This is a genomic window from Paraplanobispora takensis, assembly GCF_016863195.1.
Lineage (GTDB): Bacteria > Actinomycetota > Actinomycetes > Streptosporangiales > Streptosporangiaceae > Planobispora > Planobispora takensis.
This window is the reverse complement of sequence record NZ_BOOK01000001.1, coordinates 233,712-253,293: the sequence shown is the minus strand read 5'-3', so window position 1 is coordinate 253,293 and position 19,582 is coordinate 233,712. Positions and strand designations below refer to the sequence as shown.

General features: G+C 71.3%; 20 protein-coding genes. 10 read left to right on the top strand and 10 right to left on the bottom strand.

Going from position 1 to position 19,582, the window contains the following annotated elements:
• Window positions 1-187 precede the first annotated feature (187 nt).
• The 3 genes from Pta02_RS01260 to Pta02_RS01250 all read right to left on the bottom strand — a co-directional run bounded on the left by Pta02_RS01260 (window position 188) and on the right by Pta02_RS01250 (window position 4,404).
• The gene (locus tag Pta02_RS01260) at window positions 188-1,666 is read right to left on the bottom strand and encodes an RNA polymerase sigma factor (RefSeq protein WP_203872732.1); all 1,479 of its coding nucleotides are present in this window, start codon (window positions 1,664-1,666) and stop codon (window positions 188-190) included.
• A 201-nt stretch (window positions 1,667-1,867) separates the two neighbouring features.
• Complete coding sequence (locus Pta02_RS01255) at window positions 1,868-2,680, bottom strand: hypothetical protein (RefSeq protein ID WP_203872731.1); 813 nt, start codon at window positions 2,678-2,680, stop codon at window positions 1,868-1,870.
• Window positions 2,681-2,793: 113 nt separating this feature from the next.
• Complete coding sequence (locus Pta02_RS01250; protein WP_203872730.1) at window positions 2,794-4,404, bottom strand: ABC-F family ATP-binding cassette domain-containing protein; 1,611 nt, start codon at window positions 4,402-4,404, stop codon at window positions 2,794-2,796.
• 195 nt (window positions 4,405-4,599) lie between these two features.
• Here Pta02_RS01250 and Pta02_RS01245 point away from each other — a divergent pair, with 195 nt between their 5' ends.
• Window positions 4,600-4,872, top strand: a complete 273-nt coding sequence (locus tag Pta02_RS01245) for a hypothetical protein (RefSeq protein ID WP_203872729.1) — start codon at window positions 4,600-4,602, stop codon at window positions 4,870-4,872.
• A gap of 51 nt (window positions 4,873-4,923) precedes the next feature.
• Here Pta02_RS01245 and Pta02_RS40920 read toward each other — a convergent pair whose 3' ends face one another.
• On the bottom strand, window positions 4,924-5,475 hold the full coding sequence (locus Pta02_RS40920) for a CGNR zinc finger domain-containing protein (protein WP_239129201.1): 552 nt from the start codon (window positions 5,473-5,475) through the stop codon (window positions 4,924-4,926).
• 95 nt (window positions 5,476-5,570) lie between these two features.
• Between Pta02_RS40920 and Pta02_RS01235 the strand changes: the two genes are divergently transcribed.
• Window positions 5,571-6,818, top strand: coding sequence for an MFS transporter (locus Pta02_RS01235; RefSeq protein ID WP_203872728.1), 1,248 nt, complete (start codon window positions 5,571-5,573; stop codon window positions 6,816-6,818).
• Window positions 6,819-6,877: 59 nt separating this feature from the next.
• On the opposite strand, the gene Pta02_RS01230 is transcribed toward Pta02_RS01235, so the two are convergent.
• The 3 genes from Pta02_RS01230 to Pta02_RS01220 all read right to left on the bottom strand — a co-directional run bounded on the left by Pta02_RS01230 (window position 6,878) and on the right by Pta02_RS01220 (window position 9,150).
• Window positions 6,878-7,711: a hypothetical protein gene (locus tag Pta02_RS01230; protein WP_203872727.1), complete on the bottom strand. Its 834-nt coding sequence runs from the start codon at window positions 7,709-7,711 to the stop codon at window positions 6,878-6,880.
• A 45-nt stretch (window positions 7,712-7,756) separates the two neighbouring features.
• Window positions 7,757-8,473: a DUF998 domain-containing protein gene (locus Pta02_RS01225; protein ID WP_203872726.1), complete on the bottom strand. Its 717-nt coding sequence runs from the start codon at window positions 8,471-8,473 to the stop codon at window positions 7,757-7,759.
• 281 nt (window positions 8,474-8,754) lie between these two features.
• The gene (locus Pta02_RS01220; protein ID WP_203872725.1) at window positions 8,755-9,150 is read right to left on the bottom strand and encodes a nuclear transport factor 2 family protein; all 396 of its coding nucleotides are present in this window, start codon (window positions 9,148-9,150) and stop codon (window positions 8,755-8,757) included.
• 261 nt (window positions 9,151-9,411) lie between these two features.
• On the opposite strand from Pta02_RS01220, the gene Pta02_RS01215 reads away from it, so the two are divergent.
• Complete coding sequence (locus Pta02_RS01215) at window positions 9,412-10,392, top strand: hypothetical protein (protein WP_203872724.1); 981 nt, start codon at window positions 9,412-9,414, stop codon at window positions 10,390-10,392.
• A gap of 22 nt (window positions 10,393-10,414) precedes the next feature.
• Here the strand turns inward: Pta02_RS01215 and Pta02_RS01210 are convergent, their stop codons facing one another.
• On the bottom strand, window positions 10,415-10,801 hold the full coding sequence (locus Pta02_RS01210) for a VOC family protein (protein WP_203872723.1): 387 nt from the start codon (window positions 10,799-10,801) through the stop codon (window positions 10,415-10,417).
• Window positions 10,802-10,900: 99 nt separating this feature from the next.
• On the opposite strand from Pta02_RS01210, the gene Pta02_RS01205 reads away from it, so the two are divergent.
• Both Pta02_RS01205 and Pta02_RS01200 read left to right on the top strand, forming a co-directional pair.
• Entirely contained in the window at window positions 10,901-11,398 is a 498-nt protein-coding gene (locus Pta02_RS01205; protein ID WP_203872722.1) for a hypothetical protein, read from the top strand.
• Between the two features lie 144 nt (window positions 11,399-11,542).
• Window positions 11,543-11,998, top strand: a complete 456-nt coding sequence (locus tag Pta02_RS01200; RefSeq protein ID WP_203872721.1) for a DoxX family protein — start codon at window positions 11,543-11,545, stop codon at window positions 11,996-11,998.
• Window positions 11,999-12,085: 87 nt separating this feature from the next.
• Here the strand turns inward: Pta02_RS01200 and Pta02_RS01195 are convergent, their stop codons facing one another.
• Window positions 12,086-12,235, bottom strand: a complete 150-nt coding sequence (locus Pta02_RS01195; protein WP_203872720.1) for a hypothetical protein — start codon at window positions 12,233-12,235, stop codon at window positions 12,086-12,088.
• Window positions 12,236-12,314: 79 nt separating this feature from the next.
• Between Pta02_RS01195 and Pta02_RS41770 the strand changes: the two genes are divergently transcribed.
• The 3 genes from Pta02_RS41770 to Pta02_RS01185 all read left to right on the top strand — a co-directional run bounded on the left by Pta02_RS41770 (window position 12,315) and on the right by Pta02_RS01185 (window position 14,000).
• Window positions 12,315-12,437 (top strand): hypothetical protein, encoded by a 123-nt coding sequence (locus Pta02_RS41770; protein WP_275423545.1) that lies wholly within the window; start codon window positions 12,315-12,317, stop codon window positions 12,435-12,437.
• 52 nt (window positions 12,438-12,489) lie between these two features.
• Window positions 12,490-12,858: a hypothetical protein gene (locus Pta02_RS01190; protein WP_203872719.1), complete on the top strand. Its 369-nt coding sequence runs from the start codon at window positions 12,490-12,492 to the stop codon at window positions 12,856-12,858.
• Window positions 12,859-13,118: 260 nt separating this feature from the next.
• A complete protein-coding gene (locus Pta02_RS01185; protein WP_203872718.1) occupies window positions 13,119-14,000 on the top strand; it encodes a class I SAM-dependent methyltransferase in 882 nt (293 codons plus the stop codon).
• Here the strand turns inward: Pta02_RS01185 and Pta02_RS01180 are convergent.
• Window positions 13,963-15,618 carry a sensor domain-containing diguanylate cyclase gene (locus Pta02_RS01180; protein ID WP_203872717.1) on the bottom strand — a complete coding sequence of 552 codons (1,656 nt, stop codon included), beginning with the start codon at window positions 15,616-15,618 and terminating at the stop codon, window positions 13,963-13,965. The two genes, Pta02_RS01185 and Pta02_RS01180, sit on opposite strands and share 38 nt — an antisense overlap.
• Window positions 15,619-15,790: 172 nt before the next feature.
• On the opposite strand from Pta02_RS01180, the gene ppk2 reads away from it, so the two are divergent.
• The gene (ppk2, locus tag Pta02_RS01175) at window positions 15,791-16,627 is read left to right on the top strand and encodes a polyphosphate kinase 2 (protein ID WP_239129198.1); all 837 of its coding nucleotides are present in this window, start codon (window positions 15,791-15,793) and stop codon (window positions 16,625-16,627) included.
• A 98-nt stretch (window positions 16,628-16,725) separates the two neighbouring features.
• Window positions 16,726-19,491, top strand: a complete 2,766-nt coding sequence (locus Pta02_RS01170) for a cation-translocating P-type ATPase (RefSeq protein ID WP_203872716.1) — start codon at window positions 16,726-16,728, stop codon at window positions 19,489-19,491.
• Window positions 19,492-19,582 lie beyond the last annotated feature (91 nt).

Here is a 19,582-nt window from a genome sequence, read left to right as displayed (position 1 = left end):
GCCGCGTTCAAGATTCCCTGGAGTGACTCTACGCACACATGCTGGATACGAGCGGTAATCGGTCGAGGTGGAAGGTGTGTCTTGTCCGTCGGAAAAGATTTCGTTCACCCGGTCCGGCCATTCGGACGGGGTATTCCGCACCCCGGGGTCCCGCCCCTGCAACCGGGACCCCGGGGCGCGGACGCCGTCAGGCGGCCGGCCCCTGGCTGGAAGCCGGAGCGGTCGGACTCGGGGTGACCTGGCCGGTCGGCGTCGGCGTGGGGGTGGAGGTGACCGTCGGTGCGGGCGTCGCGCGCGTCGGCGTGGGGGTGGCCGTCGTGCGCGTCGGCGTGGGCGTCGGCTTCGGGGCGGGAGCCGTACGGGACGGGACGGGGCAGGGCCGGGGCCTCGGGCGTCCGTCCTGGTGGTCGCGCGGCGGCGTGGTGGGCGCGATCGTGGGCTCGATCCCGCCGGTCGGAGCCGGTTGCCCGCCCGACGGGGCCGGTTCGGCGGGATCGGGGTCGGCGGGGCCGGGGTCCGCGGGATCGGGCCGGTCCGGCCGCGCGGGGCCGCCGCCGCCGGACGGGGGCCCGCCGGGGTCGGCGGTGACCGGCTCGACCGGCACCGCACCGGGCTGGGCGGCCGGTCGGCGGGGGATGAACTCCAGGGCCATGGGGCCGCTGTCGGCCTTCGGATCCCAGGGCAGGCCGACGCCCGGCGGCTCGCCGGTCACGGGCAGCCTGCCGGAGGCGATGTCGGCGACCGTCTCGCCGGCCCGCCCGCCGAGGTGAGCGAAGATCACCGCGATGGCGGCCGCCGCCACGACCGCAGCCGCCACACCGGCCACCGCGTGAACCCAGCCAGGGCGCCCGCCCATCCCCTCGACGGGAAATCCGGCGGCGTCGAGAAGGCCGGCCCTGCGGGCGACGTAGCGCCGGTAGGGGATGAGCTCGGGGTCGGCGAAGCAGCTCATCAGCCGCACCTTGAGCGTCTCCGGCAGGGGCGCGGGCGGCAGCAGGTCGAAGACCTTGTTCGCGGAGACCTGCCGGGAGCGGTGCGGTGCGCAGGTCTCGCAGTCGGCGATGTGCCCGACCAGCCGCTCGCGCATCCCGGCGGTGAGCTCCCCGGAGAACCCGGTCAGGATCCGGGCCCGCTCTGCGCAGTCGTAGGGACCCTTGCGGGCCAGGACCTCGGCGGTCACCGCGTCGCGCAGCCCCTCCTTGGCCCTTTCGAGCATCCCCTCGGCGCTCTTGACCGGCACCCCGAGCAACGAGGCGACCTCCGCCATGGACAGGCCGTGCACGGTGAGGAGCGCGAGGAGCTCGCGGTCGTCCTCCGGCAGGCTCCGGGTGGCGTTCCAGGCCATCACCCGCAGGTCGGCCTGGTCCTCGCCGACGTCCGGCGGCTCGGCGGAGGCGGCTCCGGCGCCCACGGCCGGGCGCCGCCGCAGGCACTCCCGCCGGGCGAGGGCGAACAGCCACGGCTTCAGCCGATCGGCGTCGGCGAGCGCGTGAATGTGGGCCTCGGCCACGATCAGCGTGTCCCGGAGCGCCGCCTGGGCGTTTTCCGCTCCCTCCAGCATGGACAGGCAGTATCGGTAGAGGCTTTCGGCGTACGAGTCGTAGAGCGCGGCGAGCGCGCCCGCGTCGCGCTCGCGCAGGGCTTCGACCAGGACACTGTCATTCATGTGACCGACGGTAATGGTTTGATAACTACAAGTTCCACCGGTTTGCCGACAACGACACGGACCGTATTCAGAATGTTAGGAACCGGAGTAAAGAGCGTCGGTCGACCTAATTGGATAAATATTGATGAGCGCCTGTTTGTCCGTGTTCATGGTTATCGACGATGCCGGATCCGGGGATTTCCCGGACTCCGCAATCCCCGGTCACGGCCGGGCGTCGCCGCCGGGCGGCTCCTGGCGTCCCCGGTCCCTCTCGAAAGGCGAGGTCGTCGGTTCGACGGTGTGCACCGGCAGGGCCCCGCCCAGCGCCAGGTCCTCGTAGGGGCGGCTGCTCGACCCCCACGTCCGCGCGACCAGCTCGGTCTCGGCGACCTTGCCGGTGTCGGTGACGCTCTCGATGTCGAGGACGAACCGGCGCCTGACCCCGTCGCGCACGTCGTCCACGAACGTGCTCCCGCCGCCGAGCAGCCTGCCGTCCTCATCGCGCAGGAGCGCCGTGACCGCCAGCGTGCCCGCCGGGCGCCGGTACGGCGTGCCGACGTAGCCGGTGACCAGGTACCTGCCGTCGTCCTTGCGGTCGGTCTGCACCCCGGAGATCGGGAACGGCCTGAGCTCGGAGACGATCCGGCTCGCCGGACGCCACTCGGCCGGCCGGTACTCGATGGTCACCTTGGCCGGCCTGCGCTCCGCGAGCGCCTGGCCGGTGAAGGAGAGCGACCCCGCCGGGGGCACGGCGTCCAGCGGCTGCTCGGCCCGGACGACCTCCTCGCCCTTGGCGTCCCTGGCGACCACGGTGGCCACCACGTGCTCGGCGAAGTGCCACGGGTTGGGGTTGTCCAGCACCCCGGCCCAGTTCACGACGTAGCCGTCGTACCGCTCCCCGCCCTTGACCACGGAGGAGACCTGTTCCTTCACGGCCAGCGGCCGCAGCTCCGGAGTGACGTCCTTCTTCTCACCGGAGCATCCGGCGACGAGGAGCAGGAGGAGCGCGCTGACGACTCGAGTACTGTGGGTCACCCAGTCGTCATAACCCCTGCCCGGACGGCCTCTGCCCGGACACGCGGGGACGCGGGGAAGTCTTTAACGCCCCCTCCTCGGCGCGCCCGGACGCACCCGCCCGGCGGCGGTTCTCAGCGCCGGCGCACCACCCGGGTCTCGTCCCAGACCGGCTCCTGCGACTCGTAGACCCGCCCGTCGGAGCCGAAGACCAGATAGCGGTCGAAGTCGTCGGCGAACCAGCGGTCGTGGGTGACCGCGACCACGGTCCCGTCGAAGGCGTTCAGCCCCTCCTGCAGCGCCTCTGCGCTGGCCAGGTCGAGGTTGTCGGTCGGCTCGTCCAGCAGCAGCAGCGTGGTCCCCGACAGCTCCAGCAGCAGGATCTGCAGCCGCGCCTGCTGGCCGCCCGAGAGCGTCTCGAACCGCTGCTCGGCGATCGACCCGGCCAGCTCGTAGCGGGCCAGCACCTTCATCGCCTCGTTCTTCAGCTTCGCGTGCTCGGTCATGACGATCTCGCACGGCGTGCGGCCGATCAGCTCGGGACGGGCGTGGGTCTGCGCGAAGTGCCCGGGGACGACCCGCGCGCCGAGCCTGGCGACGCCGCTGTGCCGTACCTCCTCGCCGGCGAGCAACCGCAGGAAGTGTGACTTGCCCGAGCCGTTGGAGCCCAGCACCGCGACCCGCTCGCCGTACCAGATCTCCAGGTCGAACGGCTTCATCAGGCCGGTGAGTTCGAGGTTCTCGCAGATCACCGCCCGCTTGGCGGTCCGGCCGCCCTTGAGCCGCATGCTGATGAGCTGGTCCCTGGCGGCGGCCTCGGGCGGGCCCGCCTCCTCGAACCTGCGCAGCCGGGTCTGGGCCGAGTGGTAGGCGGCGGCCATGGTGTCCATGTACTTCGCCTTCTGCTTGAGCATGTTCACCAGGCGCTTGAGCTTGGCGTGCTCCTCGTCCCAGCGCTTCTTCAGCTCGTCGAGGCGCTCGTTGCGCTCCCTGCGGGCCTGCGCGTAGGTGCGGAACCCGCCGCCGTGCACCCAGACGTTGCCCGACTCGACGGTGATGATCCGGTCGGCCGCGTTGGCCAGCAGTTCCCGGTCGTGGCTGACCAGCAGCACCGTCTTGGGCGTCTCGCGCAGCGCCTGCTCCAGCCAGAGCTTGCCCGGCACGTCCAGGTAGTTGTCCGGCTCGTCCAGCAGCAGCGTCTGGTCCGGCCCGCGCAACAGCGCCTCCAGCACCAGGCGCTTCTGCTCACCCCCGGACAGCGTGTTGACCTCGCGGTACTTGCACCGGTCGTACGGAATGCCGAGGGCGGCCATGGTGCAGGTGTCCCAGAGCACCTCGATGTCGTAGCCGCCCGCGTCGGTGTAGTCCGTGATGGCCTGCGCGTAGCGCATCTGGGCCTTCTCGTCGTCGCGCTCCATCATCACGAGCTCGGCGGCGTCCAGCGCCTCGGCGGCCCGCCGTACCCGCTCGGGAGCCACACTGACCAGCAGGTCGTGCACGTTCCGCCCGTCCCTGATGCTCCCGATGAACTGCCGCATGATCCCCAGCCCGCCGGAGCTCGCGACGGTGCCGTCGACCGCCTGGACGTCCCCGGCGACCAGCCGCATCAGCGTCGTCTTCCCCGCCCCGTTGGGCCCGACGAGCGCCGCCTTCACGCCCTCCCCGACCCGGAAGGACACATCGTCCAGCAACGGCCTGCCATCCGGCAGCACATATGTCAGATGCCCGACCTCGACGTGTCCCACGACAATTCCCCTCCTGCGGTCCCCGCGCAGGGTACATGCCGGTTTCGAGCACTGGCATCCGGTTTTCCGTAGTCGCGGACACAACGAAATCTCACCCGCGTCGTGGGCTGCAGACCAGAGTGATCCGTTCGTGGCGTCCCTGCGGAGCAAGCCCCTCCATCCCCTGATTCAGAGCCGGAGCACACCGTGAGATGGATGCAAGGACGCGTTCGGATCGACGCGATGCTGGACGCAGGCCAGTTGGAACGGGTGCCGCCGAACCGGGAGCACGCCGACACCATGCTCGCCCAGGCCGAGCGGCACATCGCGCTCGCCCGCAGCGGTGTCGGGACAGACCCGACAGGGGCCTGCCAACTCGTCTACGACGCCTCCGGGAAAGCCCTGGCGTCGATCCTGGAGAACCAGGGACTGCGTGCCACAAGCCGGGGCGGGCACCTCGCGGTGCCGGACCAGATGAACCCGTACTGAGACACCCCTGCGACCGGCCGCGCGGGCGTGTCCCGGCCGGCCGACGCCTTTTCAGAGGGAGCGCCCCGCGTAGTAGCGCCGCGACTTGTCGCGGCTGCCGCAGGTGGCCATGCTGCACCACCGGCGGCGGCGGTTCTTGCTGACGTCCAGGAACAACCAGTGGCACGAGGGGCACTCACCGAGCCGATCCAGCGGCCCGTGTGTGAGCAGCTCGACCGCCGAGGCCGCGACCTCCCGGAGCAGGATCCGCATCGTACGCGGCGTCCCCCACGAGAACCCGAAGTGCCCGCCGGCCGCCTCCAACCGGCCGTGGGCGACGCCGTCACCGTGCAGTGCGACGACGGCGTCGAGATCCGGCTGCGGCGCCCGCTCCCCCTGCGCTAGCGGCTGGAACACCCGGAACACCGCCTCACGCAGCTCGCGGGCGTCCGGCAGGGCCGCCGCGAGCCCGTCCGGCTCCCCGATCGGATGCCCCGCCGCCGCGGCCCAGGTCACAGCCTCCTCCGGGGTACTCAGCCAGTCTCGCCGAGCCACCGGTCGAGCGTTGACCGTGTTGGCGAAGTCCAGGCACAGCGCGTTCCCGACCAGCTCGATGGCAGTCACGGCATCGAGTATCTCACCGATCAAAGCCCATTGACAGGTTGAACGGCGCGAGCCACGCTATGACCGATCAAATTGATTTTAAGGGTGAGAAACGAATGCGCCTGCTCCCCCTGCCGCTGGGCCGGTCGTTCAACGCGCTGTGGTTCGGCACCGGTGCCGCCAACCTCGGCGACGGCATGGCGCTGTTCGTCCTGCCGCTGCTCGCCATCGCCGCAGGCGCCTCGCCCGGCGGGGTGGCGGCCGTGACGGCGGCGCTCACCCTGGCATGGCCGGTCTTCGGCCTGCACGCCGGCTGGGTCGTCGACCGGGTCGACCGCCGGACACTGCTGATCGGCGTCAACCTGGCCCGCGCGCTGGCGCTGTCCGGCCTCACCGCCGGTCACCTCACCGGCACCCTGTCGCTGCCGCCGCTCCTCGCCGTGGCGGTGCTGCTCGGCGTGGCCGAGACGCTGGCCGACACCGCGCTGACCTCGACCATCCCCGTGGTCGTCGAGCCCGCCGGTCGCAACAGGGCCAACGCGCGCATCGAGGCGACCGTCAACGTCACCAACCAGCTCGCCGGCCCGCCGCTCGCGGGCCTGCTGGCGAGCCTCACCCTCGCCGTGGCCACCGGTGCGAGCGCGGCCCTCTACGTCCTGGCCGTCGCGGGCATCGCCATGATGGCCCTGCGCCGGCCGCCCGCCGAGGCCCGGACCTCGGGGGGCGGCGGGGTGGTCGCCGGATTCCGGCACATGTGGCGGCAGCCGGTGGTGCGGACGCTGACCCTCTTCACCGCCGCGATGAACATCCCCTGGGCGGTCGCGACGGCCCTGCTCGTCGTGTACGCCGTCAGTCCCGGTCCGCTCGGTCTCACCGCGGCCCAGTACGGCCTGGTGCTGACGGCGATGGCCGTGGGCGGGCTGCTCGCGGCGGCGGCGGTGGAGCCGTTGCGGCGCCGGTTCGGGGTGACCAGGCTGCTGATCGCCGATGCCGCCGGGACCGTTCTGCTGGTGGCGCCCGTGGCGCTGGGCGGGCCGGTGTGGACCGTGGCCGCGGGAGCGGTGATCGCCGGTGCCGGATCGAGCATCTGGCGCATCCTGGTGGCCACGATCCGGCAGAACCTGTCGCCGCCGGAGTTGCTGGGACGCATCTACGCCGCGTCCCGGGTGCTCAGCTGGGGCGTGATCCCCGCCGGCGCGGCGCTGGCCGGGGTCGCGGCGGAGCTGTGGGGCCTGCGAGCGGTGTTCGTCCTGGCCACGGGGCTCGCCGTCCTCGTGCTGGGCGTCTTCGTGCCGTACGCGCTCCGCACCGATCTGTCCACGGCCGTCGACCCGGAAGCGGACCCCCGCCCCGCCCGCACCTGATCTCCCGCGGGACGCGGCCGACATGATCGCCTTCGTCGGATCCCCGCTCGGAACGCGGGTCAGGACCCGCACAACCGGTCGGGGATGCGCGACAGGTCCACCACCGCGTAGCGCCTTCCGCCGGGTTCCAGCCAGAACAGGATCGGGTCGTCCGTTCCGCTCGCTCCCGGGGTGACCACAGTGGCCGTTCTGTCACCCTCCAGCGCTCCGAGCAGCGCCGATCTGCCGGTGCACCGGTCGTACAGGAGACCGGTCGCTCCCGGCCACGAGATGTGGAGCGGCCCTTCGTCATAGACGTACGGCGGGCCGAAGAGTCCGAACCTGTCCCCGATCAGGGGCTTTCCCCCCGACGCGGCGACGGTGGTGCGGCCCGAGCCGTCCTTGCGTTCCACCGCCACCGCCGTCAGCTCGTGGGGCTCGGGAGGAAGCTGCTGCACGCACCACTCGGCTCCGCAGTGCCGAGCCTCCGGATCGAGCGGTTCGACGGACCCCGGCAGCCTCTCCGCCTCTCCTCCCGCGAGCGGGACACGGTACCCGTCGCCGCCGCCCTTCCAGACGGCGTGGTCGCCCTCGATCACCAGCGAGTCCTCGAAGGGAACGTCGCCGTGGCCGGTCAGCCAGGTCACCATCGTCATCGGCCCGCCCGAGCGCGGCATGGTCCACAGTTCCATGTGCCGCTTGCCCGCGTTCCAGGGTTCGGAGCGGTAGACCTCGGCCGTCCAGGCGATCCGTGTCCGGCCCACGGCCACGCTCCCGATCTCGTAGCAGGCGCTGCATTGGCCCCATTCCGGGGCCGTCGCCAGGATGCGGTGCTTTTCCGTCCGGCGGTCGTACGCCACGAACCCGGGGCGCCCGGACCGGGTCAGCATGAGCACCTCATCTGCAAGACGCATGATCCACTGTTCCGGTTCCCGGAGGATCCGTGGACGGCGGGACGGTCAGGGGCGGTCTGAGTGTCGCATCGCGTGGACGGCCAGGCAGGCGATCCAGATCCAGGCGGTGGCGGCCATGGTGCGCTGGAGGAGGCCGGCGATGCCGGCCAGGGGGTCGACCTGGTGGAAGCCGACGGCGGACAGGACGAGGGCGGCGGTGAAGACGAGGCCGGTGGCGATCGAGAAGACGGACCATCCGCGCTGGTGCCGTACGGCGAAGCGGACGGCGAACACCGCGCAGGCGGCGATCAGGGCGGCGAAGCCGAGCAGGGCGAACGCGTCGTGGAGGGCTGCCGGGGCGCCGGTGTAGTCCCCCTGCACGGCGGGGGTTCCCAGGGGATAGCCGCCCACCGGGTCGGTGGTGAAGATCCCCGCGCCGATCAGGCCGATCGCCCAGACGCCGATCAGCAGCGGACCCCAGAGCGAGCCGCGGGCCGGGCCCGTGGCGGCGCGGAGGACGCGGCGCAGGCCGACGCCGAAGGCGAGCGTCAGCAGGCCCGCGAGGATGAAGTCGGCGGTCTGGACCCATCCGGCCCCGCCCAGCGCGAGCGAGCTGACCGGGTGACGCAGCGGGTCGTAGTGGGCGCGGGTCGCGCCCGCGATGAGGAAGGTGGCGACGAACAGCGGACCGGCGATCACGCCGCAGGCCAGCAGCCGTTCGGTGCGCGCATCGGTACGCGGGTGTCCGGCGGGCGGAGGAGCGGCCAGAAGTGTGGTTACCATGCTGTCAATGTAAGTTGACATCGATCAGACGTCAACCGCAGTTGACATACGAATGCGCTTCCGCCACCGTCCCGCCCGCCGCGCGAGCCGTACCGTGGGCACGGTGAGGATCACCGTTCTGGGAGCCCGCGGCGCCTGGCCCGAGGCCGGACAGGCGTGCTGGACGGCGCCTGCGCCGTCCAGCACGCCGGGGCGTCCGATGCCGTCTCAGGCCCGGAAACCCGGCGCCGTCTCAAATCCGGAAGCCCGGAGCCGCCTCAGATCCGAAGCCCGGTGCCGCCTCAGGCCCAGAACTCGTCGACGGTGTACTGGTCGCCCGAGTAGACCCACACCTCGACCGTCTTACCGCCCACCTGGCGGAAGACGTTGACACCCGTCGCGTCGAGAGACCTGCCGTTGCGCTCTCCCCGCAGGCGGACCAGCGCGGTGGCGTAGTCGTCACTCGCCATGATCTCGTACGGCTCCGCGGAGAAGGTGCCGTCCGTCTCCTCGAACAGGCGGTGGAAGAGCCGGATGACCTGATCCTTTCCCTGGTAGTCGCCGGAGAGGGGATTCCGGCCGGGGAAGTGCCAGACGATGCCGTCGGCGAACAGTACGTCGCGGATGTGGTCGAGGTCCCCCTTGGCGAAAGCGGTGAACCCGTCACGGAGCATGGCGACGTTGGGATGTTCCTGCATGGTCGCCTCCTTCTGTCGACGTCCGGAACGCTACGCCGAGCGGGCGCGGGGGACTGTCACGGTACGGGGAGATGTTTGGAGCACCGCACCGGCGCGGGTCCGCACTCGTCCGGCCCTTCCGGTCCCCGCTCGGGACGCGGGTCCGGGCGGCCCGGTGTCCCGGTCGGACCCCTCCGCTACTCTCGCCGCGTCGATCTTTTCTCCGCGGCGGAACTCTGTGACAGAACTCCGCGAAGGAACTCTGCAGGAAGAGGGAGTGCCATGGCCCAGGTGCCGCAGGCGGGAGCGCGGTCGTGGCCGGCGGCGGCGCTCCGTTTCGGCTCGGTCCTCGCGGTCGCCACCCCGGCGATCCTGTACTCCTTCGGAGTCGGCCTGGAGAGCGTCACGTATTTCTGCTACGGGACCGGCTCCTCCCCCACCGTCGCGGAGACCGTGTCGTGGGAGGCGTTGTGGTGGGCGGAGTTCCTGCTGCCCGCCGTACTGGCCGGGATCCTGCTGCGCGGGCCGCGCCGGGCGACGGTCGCGGCCCTCTCCGCGATCGGCGTCGTGCTCGCACTCGCACTCGCCACGGCCCTCCTGCTGCCCCGCACCGATCCGTGCGGACGGGAACTTCCCGCCGCGCCGCCCTGGGACGTCGTCGTCTGTTACGTCCTGGCCATGGCCGCCCTGGTCGCGGCGGCCGGATCACCGCCGGCCCCGGCGAGGCGGCCGGTCCCGCTGTGGGCGGTCTCCGCCGTGGCGGCCGGGTGGACGACGGTGAGCTCCCGTTTCCCGACGATCGCCGACGACTTCCCCTCTGCCGGGCTCATCTCGATCGAGAACTACACCGAGACGTTCTGGGACACCTTGCAGGTACGGGCCTGGGACGCCGAGGCGGCCGGTCTGCCGGTCGTGATCGTCGCGCTGGCGGCGGCCGTACGGGCGGCGGGCTCCGACAGGGCGGCGCGCCGGGCCGGAATCGTGGCCGCGGTGCCCCTCCTCGGCCTCGCCGCGGTGGATCTCCTCGCCTGTCTCGGCCGCCCCTACGCCGGCGAGTCCTCCGTCGACTACGCCGGTCTGGTCGAGTGGCCCCTGCTCCTGTCGGCGGTCCTCGTCCTGTGGGCGGTCCTGCGGCCTTCGGCCCCCGGCGCCTCCGGCCTCCGGTGGACGACGAGCCCCGAACGGCTGCGGAACCTCATGCTCGTGGCCGGCATCGCGGTCGCCGCCCTCTGGCTCGTCGTCTCCTCGTTCACGTCGCCGTGACCACGGACGCCCGGGCGCCGGGTCAGGGACCCTGGAGGCAGAACTCGTTGCCCTCGGGATCGGCCAGCACGACCCAGTCCTCGTAGGTCTCCACCACTCGTGCCCCGAGGCCGGTCAGCCGCTTCACCTCGGCGTCGAGGTCGTCGCTCAGCAGGTCCAGGTGCACCCGGTTCTTGACCGTCTTGCCCTCCGGGACCAGCTGGAAGAACAGGCGCGGCGAGACCCCCGGACGCCCCTGCAGCAGGACGGCCGGGTCGTCCTCCGGGTCGTCGATCCCCTCCTCGCGCAACCGCTCCAGTTCGGCCTCGTCATAGGGGGCGACCTCGTGGTCGTCCAGGACCGCCGCCCAGAAGCGCGCAAGCGAGGCGGGGTGCCGACAGTCGAACACGACGTCCTTGATCCGAGCCATGGAGCCATGGTGCCGCAGGCGCAAGCCGTACCACATCGGCATTTCCGGGGAGCGCGGGCGGACTCGTCCGATGGGCGCGGTGGTGCGACGATTCCCCCCATGGACGTGTCCTCCATGGACGTGGTCGTGCAGTGGGTCCGCACGTCGTGGACCAAGCAGTCGCGCGGCGGACCCCCCGCCGCGCTCCGCAACGCGCTGCCCGTCGCCTTCGAGCTGCCGGACGCCCCGCGCCCGTTCGTCCACGAGATCTCCATGCGTGAGATCGACGGGTTCCGGCCGCACTGGTCCGTGGGGCCTCTGCCCGGTGGCGGGAGCCGGAGCGTACGGCTGCGCGAGGCCGACGGGCGCCTGCTCGTCCATCCGCTGATACCGGCGATGTTCACCCTGCCGCCGCGGCGCCGCCGCCCTCCCGGCGTCCGCCTGGATCCGGGGCAGTGGGTGCGCTGGCAGCTCAACTACCGCTTCAGCAGCGCGGCCGGGATGGCCGGCTGGAGCTATCACCTGCACACGCTCAACCTCGCGTACGGCCCGGCGGAACCGGAGGTGTTCCTGGGGACCCCCACGCGGTACGTCGACGAACGGGGCCCGCTGCGCTGACGCCTCGGAAACCCCCGCTGAGCAGGGGATACGGGGATCTCCAAAAAATCTTGAAAAAGAGTCCGGGATCGTGTCGATCCGGGCCGGGGCCGTACGACGCGTGAGTGAAGAGCGAAGACGACCGGTTCCCGGAAGGACACCCTCATGACCGCCACGCACACCGCCCGCCCCGCCACCGCCCGTACCGTCCGCGCCCCCGGCACCGGCGGCGCCCGCACCTCCACCTCCCGGCGCGTCCTGTGGGTCCTGCAGGTCCTGATCGCGGTGTTCCTGATCGCGGCCTCGGCGCTGCCCAAGTTCGTCGGCGAGCAGAACGCGATCACCACCTTCGAGCTGATCGGCTGGGGTCAGTGGTTCCGCTACGTGACCGGCGTCGTGGAGCTGGCCGGCGGGATCGGCCTGCTCATCCCGCGGCTGGCCGGGGTCGCCTCGATCGGGCTGATCGGCCTGATGGCCGGGGCCGCGGCCACCCAGATCCTGGTGCTGGAGCCGGCCTGGGCGCTGCTGCCGGTGGGCTTCGCCGTGGTGTTCGCGCTGGTGGCCCGGGACCGCCGCGACCAGACCCGCGCCCTGGTGCGTTCCCTGGCCGGACGGCGCTGACCCGGTCGTATCCCGGCCACGGACGACGGACCGACGACCCGTGCCCCGCGAGGGCCACGGGTCGTCCGCGTTCGGGCCGGAGCAGGTTCAGTCGACGGCGGTGAGGTTTTCACCGATCTTCTTCAGCTCGCGGTCGACCGCCTCGGTGCCGCCGTCGTAGTTCCACGAGGTCGTGTACGCGTCACCGAAGTCCTGCGACCGGTGCGACCACTGCAGGCGGTCGGGCAGATAGCCCACCCTGAGACTCTTGAAGGCCCTCCCGTCGCCCAGGTCCCCCAGATCGCGGGTCGGGGAGGGGGCGGGAATGGTGTCGTCGATGGCGGGAGGCTCCGGCGCGGCCTCGTCGGTGGTCTCCGGCCGCGACGTCTCGGCGGACGGGGCCGGCCCGCTGACCGCGGGTTCCGGTACGACGACGGAGTCCGGGCCGAGGACCAGGTAGGCCGGTCGTACCCATCCGGTCCCTGATCGCGGCCGGGATCGGCCTGGCGGTGGTGGGCACCGTCACTCCGTCGAGCTCGCCGGATCCACAGAGCGCACCGGGCCTGCGGCTCGCGGCGGCCGTACGGCCCGCGACGACCGCATCGGAGAGCGCACGACCGGTGAAGACCGCGCCGGAGGGCGCCTACTGGCACGTGCGGACGCTGTCCACGATGACCCACCCCCGCCGGCTCGGCGGCGGTTCGAACCGCTACCGGGTGGAGGAGCGGGGGATCAGCGAGACGTGGACCTCGCGCGACGCCGAGAGCTGGTACGGACACCGCGAACTGGGTGTGCGCCCGAAGAGCGCGGCCGACGATGCCCGGACCATGCTCCACGTCGGCTGGACCGACGCCGGGCCGTCGGTTCCCGCCCTTCCCTGACCGCCGCGACCCGCGCCCTCCCGTCAAGGGGCATGCGCGATCCGCAGGCCCGCCGGGCCCGAGGACCGCGTTTCGGGACGGGCGCGGCGTACGGCGTCCGCAACCGCGGAGACAAAACGCCGGAGAATGGAAATACACGCCGTGATGAATCATTTATCGGCGGGAGATCGGTAATTTATTTCCGGCTGGTATGATACGGGAAACAATTCAATTATTCATTTAGCATCGTCGTTCCCGGCACCGGAAAGGAACGACGTCTCATGCACGAAGGACAGCCGAGCCAGACCGCGATCATGGCGGCGGCCGCCCGCGCGGCCCACCTGGTGGTGGACCGGGCGCCCTTCATCTTCTGCGACACCGCGGCCGCGTCGCTGCTCGGCGGACTCGCCGAGGAGATCATCGGCTATCACCGGATCCACGGCGACCACCTCATCCTGTCGGGCACCCGCGCCCAGGTGACGGCCCGCGGCCACTACACCGAACGCCGCCTGGCCGAGCTGGTCCGCGGCGGCCTGGATCAGTATGTGATCCTCGGCGCGGGCCTGGACACCTTCGCCCAGCGCTCCGGCCCGGCCGGCCGGGTCACGGTCTTCGAGGTGGACCATCCCGCCACCCAGCAGTGGAAGCGGGGCCTGATCGAGGCCGCGGACCTCACCCGCCCGGTCTTCGTCCCCGCGGACTTCGAGACCGCCGATCCGCTGACCGCCCTGACCGCCGCCGGATTCGACCCGTCCAGGCCGGCCCTGGTGAGCTGGCTCGGAGTGACCATGTACCTCACCCGGGAGGCGATCGACGCCACGCTGGCCGCCGTCGGCCGCCTCGCCCCCGGCACCGAGCTGGTCATGGAGTACGCCCTGCCCGCCCCCCTCCGCGACGAACGGGGCGCCGCCTACGCGGACTTCGCCCTCCCGGCCGCCGCCGACCGCGGCGAACCCTGGCTGAGCTTCTTCGCCCCCGACGACCTGTCGGACGCGCTGAAGCGGCACGGCCTGGAGACGGCCGAGCACGTACGGCAGGCCGACAGCGTCGCCCCCGCCCTGTGGGACCGCGCCGATCCCCTGCGCCCCGCCGACCTGTGCCGCCTGACCCGCGCGACCGTCCCCGTCACGGGGACTCCGGCCCCGGATCACGCCCGGAGCTGAGGTTCCCCACCGAACGCCGGGGCCTGTGGCGCTTGGATTCGTACATGGCCGCGTCCGCCCTCGCGATGAGGACGTCGCCCGTGGAGCCGTCCGTGGAGCAGGCCACGCCGATGGCGGCGCTGAGCCGCGCCGTACCGGCCGACAGCGTGACGTCGCCGTCCAGGGCCCCGCCGACCCGCTCGGCGATGCCGGCCAGTTCGGCGGGGTGTTCGAGCCGGGGGCAGATGAGCAGGAACTCGTCCCCGCCGATCCGGCCGACGACGTCGTCGCTGCGGAGCACGCCCTTGATCCGGCCGGCGGCGTTCACGAGCAGTTCGTCGCCCGCGGCGTGGCCGAGGGAGTCGTTGACGCTCTTGAACTCGTTGAGATCGACGAAGATCACTCCGGTGAGGCGGTGGCCCTCCGCGGAGAGCTCCCGGTCGAGGATCGCCAGGCTGGAGGCGCGGTTGTAGCACCCCGTGAGGTGGTCGAACGTGGCCTTGACCCGCAGTTCCTCCCGTGAGCGCACGCTCTCGGTGATGTCCCGCACGCAGGCGAGCGCTCCGGGCGTGCCGTCCTCGTCCGACAGCCCGATCAGGGTGACCGCGCAACGGCGCTGCTCCCCGGAGACCGGGGAGGGCTGAACGGTGACCTCCAGCTCCCGGTCGGGGCCTCCCCGCAGGACGTTCTGAAGCGCCGCGTCCAGCATCGCGCGGTCCCGGTCGGCGACGCTCGCGAGCCGCTCCCGGGCGGTGCCCGCCGTACCGGTCCCCAGCATCGTGGTGAGCAGGGAGTTGGCGTAGACGACGGAGCCGTCCTGCTCCAGCTGGAGCAGCCCGACGGGCAGCGAGTCGGCCAGTCTCCGGAACAGGTGCTCGCGCTGGCGCAGCGCCTCGTAGGCGGCCATCTCCTCGGAGATGTCGCTGATGTGGCTGATCATGACGGCGTCCTCGAGCTCCGGCGCCTCCTGGTAGATGTTCTCCACCTCGATCCACAGCCAGCTCCCGTCCGCGCAGCGGTGGCGGACCCGGACCCGCGAGCTGTGCTTGGTGCCGAGCATGTCGAGCCAGGCGGCGATGGAGCGCTGCACGTCCTCCTCGTGGAAGAAGTGCGTCGAGCGGGAGCCGACCATCTGCTCCCTGCTCCAGCCGAGCATCCCGCTCGCCCGCTCGTCGACGTCGACGATGACCCCGTCGAACCTCTTGAGCATCCGCGCCGAGCGGGGCCGCAGGGCCGCCAGCGGCTGTTCGCCCCCGTCGGTGCCGGCGGCCGCACCGGCGTCGAGATCCATGAACACGCAGACGAACACGCCGTGGCGGTGCCGCATGTCGACGGCGGTCAGCCTGTAGCGGCGGCCCGGCTCCTCGCGCAGCCGTACGCTGACCGCCCCCACCCCCGTCCTGCCGGTGTGGTCCCACGCCGCCACGGCCGCCACCACGTCCGCCGGGTCCAGCATCTCCAGGATGTTGGCGTTGTCCTGCGGTACGGGGACCAGCCGGTCTCCGTCGACCACCAGCGAGGCGGGCGCCGGTATCCGCCTCCCGTCGGGCGCCAGTACGGCGACGCGTGCGTGCGGAAGCTCCAGCAGTCCGGCGAAGGTCTTGTCCCGGGCCTCGAACGAATGGACGTACTCGGTCACGAAGTCCTCATCGGCCCGCGGCGGCGTTTCCTGAGAACGCCCGCGCGAATCACCCGCTGCGGGGGACGGCGACCCCGTGCCGGCGGCTCCATGCTGACACGGCCAGCCCACGCGGGACGGCGGTGCTGGATCTGTGGACATCAGTGGACCGCGAGCCCGGGAAGTGAGCGACGTGGCCAAGAAGAAGAACAAGAAGCACCGGGCGGAGACGCCGGAGACCTCCGCCGACCTGCCTCAGAAGCTCAAGCGCAAGGCTTACGAGGAGGAGATGCGGCGTCTGCACGGTGAGCTGGTCGCCATGCAGGAGTGGGTCAAGAAGACGGGGGCCAGGATCTGCGTCGTGTTCGAGGGGCGGGACACCGCCGGCAAGGGGGGCACGATCAAACGGATCACCGAGCGGGTCAGCCCCCGCGTGTTCCGGGTCGTCGCCCTGCCCGCCCCGACCGAGCGCGAGAAGTCACAGATGTACATGCAGCGGTATGTCCCCCACTTCCCGGCCGCCGGCGAGGTCGTGATCTTCGACCGCAGCTGGTACAACCGCGCCGGCGTCGAGCGGGTGATGGGCTTCTGCAGGCCGGAGGAGACCGAGCAGTTCCTGGCGCTGACGCCCTCGTTCGAGAAGGCCATGGTCGACTCGGGGATCCTGCTGATCAAGTACTGGCTGGAGGTCAGCCCCGCCGAGCAGACCCGGCGCCTGGAGAGCCGCATCCACGACCCGCGCAAGTTCTGGAAGCTCTCGGACATGGACCTGAAGTCCTACAGCCGCTGGTACGACTACTCCCGGGCCCGCGACAACATGTTCGCCGCCACCGACACCGCCTGGGCGCCCTGGTACGTCGCCCGCACCGACGACAAGAAGCGGGGCAGGCTCAACATCATCAGCCACCTGCTGAGCCAGGTCCCCTACAAGCCGCTCGCCCACAAAGACGTCACCCTGCCCAAGCGCCAGCGGGCCGACGGCTATGTGGAACCGGCCCTTCCGCTGCGGTACATCCCCACCCCGTTCTGAACGGATCGACTGTCGTGAGAACCGGCCGGAGCCACCAGGACGCGGAAGCCGCTCACCTGGCCGACTGAGCCGGCTCGATCCGGATGGGAGGCAGAAAGATGGCGGTGCACGCCGACACCCCGGGACAGCCGACGACCGGCCAGCAGTGGTACGGACACACGCCGGACGAGGTGACCAAGGCGCTGGATGTGGATCCGGCGATCGGGCTCTCGTCGCAACGGGCGGCCGAACTGCTCGAGGCGAACGGCCCGAACGCGCTGCCCGAGGAGAGGCCGAGGCCCGGCTGGCGGCGGTTCCTGGACGAGTACCGCAGCTACATGCAGCTCATCCTGGTCGGCGCCGCGATCGTGTCGCTGGTGATCCAGGAGTGGAGCACCGTCGTCCTGCTGCTGGCGTTGACGCTGCTGAACGCGGTCGTCGGCCTGCGCCAGGAGGGCAAGGCCGAGAGCGCCATGAACGCGCTCAAGTCGATGATGAAGGCCACCGCCAGGGTGCGGCGGGACGGTCAGGAGGCGGAGATCCCGGCCGAGCAGCTGGTGGTCGGAGACGTCGTGCTCATCACCGCCGGGGACCAGGTACCGGCGGACGGGCGCATCGTCGCGGCCAGCGCCCTGCAGATCGACGAGTCGGCCCTGACCGGGGAGAGCACGCCGGCGGCCAAGGACGCCGCCACGCTGCCCGCCGACGGGCTGGGCCCGGGCGACCAGACGAACATGGTGTTCATGAACACGCCGGTCACCCACGGCAGCGCCACCGTGATCGTCACCGGCACGGGCGCCGGCACCGAACTCGGGAAGATCTCCAGGATGCTGTCGGCCACGGCCAAGGAGCAGTCGCCGCTCACCAGGGAGCTCAACACCCTCACCCTGTGGATCGCGGCGGCGGCCGGGGTGACCATGATCGTGATGTTCGTGCTGGGCCGCAGCCGCGGCGAGGCCTGGGACACGTTGTTCATCAGCGCGGTCTCGCTGGCCATCGCGGCCATCCCCGAGGCCCTGCCCACGGTCAGCCAGGCGATCCTGTCGCTGGGCAGCCTCAATCTGGCCAAGCGCAACGCGATCGTGAAGGACCTCCCCTCGGTCCAGACGCTGGGGTTCACCTCGGCCGTCAACTCCGACAAGACCGGCACGCTGACGATGAACCAGATGACCGCGGTCGAAGTGGTGGATCTGACGGACCGCTACACGATCTCGGGGACCGGCTACGGGCTTGAGGGGAAGGTGCACCACGCCGCGGGCACCTCGGCCGGCATCGAGGACGCCATCCTGCCCTACGTGCTGGCGAGCGACGCCAAGCTGGTGGACGGCAAGGTGGTCGGCGACCCCACCGAGGGCGCCCTGCTCGTCCTGGGCCACAAGGCCGGCCTCGACATCGACGCCACCCGTGAGCGGCTGCCCCGGCTGGCCACGCTGCCGTTCGACCCGGCCTACAAGGTCATGGCCACCTTCCACTCGGCCGTCGACGCCTCGGGACGGCCGGTGGTGCGCTGCTTCGTCAAGGGCGCCGCGCCCGCGGTGATGGACCGTGCCGCCACCGCTCTGGCGGGGGGCGAGGTCGTCCCGTGGAGCGCCGACCTGAACCGGCGGGCCGAGACCGAGATGGAGCGCATGGAAGGCGAAGGCCGGCGGGTGATGGCCGCCGCCCTGCGCGATCTCGACCCGGCCGCCTTCGACCCGAACGGCGACCTGCTCGCCTACGTCACCGAGCTGCAGATGACCAGTCTGGTCGCGATGATCGACCCGCCGCGCGAGGAGTCCAGGGACGCGGTGGCCAGCGCGCAGGCCGCCCACATCCGGGTCCGCATGGTGACCGGCGACGACGTCACCACCGGGGCGGCGATCGCCAAGCAGCTCGGGATCCCCGGGGAGGCCATCCTGGGCGCCGACTTCGCCGCCCTGCCCGAGTCCGAGCGGCTGGCCCGCATCGACGGCATCGGCGTGGTCGGCCGGGTCGCCCCCGAGCACAAGGTGCTCCTGGCCGACACGCTCAAGAAGCAGGGCGAGGTCGTGGCCATGACCGGCGACGGCGTCAACGACGCCCCGGCGATCAAGGCCGCCGACATCGGGATCGCGATGGGCAGCGGCACCGACGTGGCCAAGAACGCCGGCCGGATGATCCTGTCCGACGACAACTTCGCCACAATCGTCTACGCGGTCGAGCAGGGGCGGAAGCTCTTCGACAACCTCCTCAAATACATCCGCTTCGTCCTGGTGCTGCTGGTCGCCTTCGTTCTGACGTTCCTCGGCGCCAGCATCTTCAACATCGCCTCCGGTGAGCCGTTCAACCCGGCCCAGGTCCTGTGGATCCACTTCATCGTCAACGCCCCGTTCGGATTCGCGCTCGGCTTCGACCGGGAAAGCCCGGGACTCATGGCGCGCCGGCCGCGTCCACGGGGCCGGTCCATCCTGACCGGGCCGACACTCGTCACGGCCGGGCTGGCCGGGCTGGCCATCACCGTCGGCCTGCTCACCATCATCGAGATCGGCGAGTCGCAGTTCGGCAGCATCCAGATCGGCACCTCGATCGCGTTCACCGCCTTCGCCCTGTGCCTGATCGTGGCGGCGTTCGAATGCCGCAGCGAGACCGAGTCGGTGCTGACCATCGACACCTTCAACAGCAGGCAGATGAACTGGGTCGCCCTGGGCGAGTTCGCTCTGGCGGTGCTGGTCACCCAGATGGACGGCTTCCAGCGCCTGCTGGGAACGACCGAGCTCGACATGGAACAGTTCGCCTGGGCACTCGTGCCCGCCGTCGCCCTGCTCGTCCTCTGGGAGCTCGGCAAGCTCCCGGCCCGGCGCAGCCGTACGAGCCCGTCCGGCACCTCGGGCCGGCAGAGGGTGACGACGATGGAAGATCGCCGTTAGGGTGCCATAACGATGGGCCCCGGCCGGGCCCCCTTTTGATCATTTATCGGTTTAAGTGGTCTGCAAGTGGTACACCACAGACTCTCCTCAT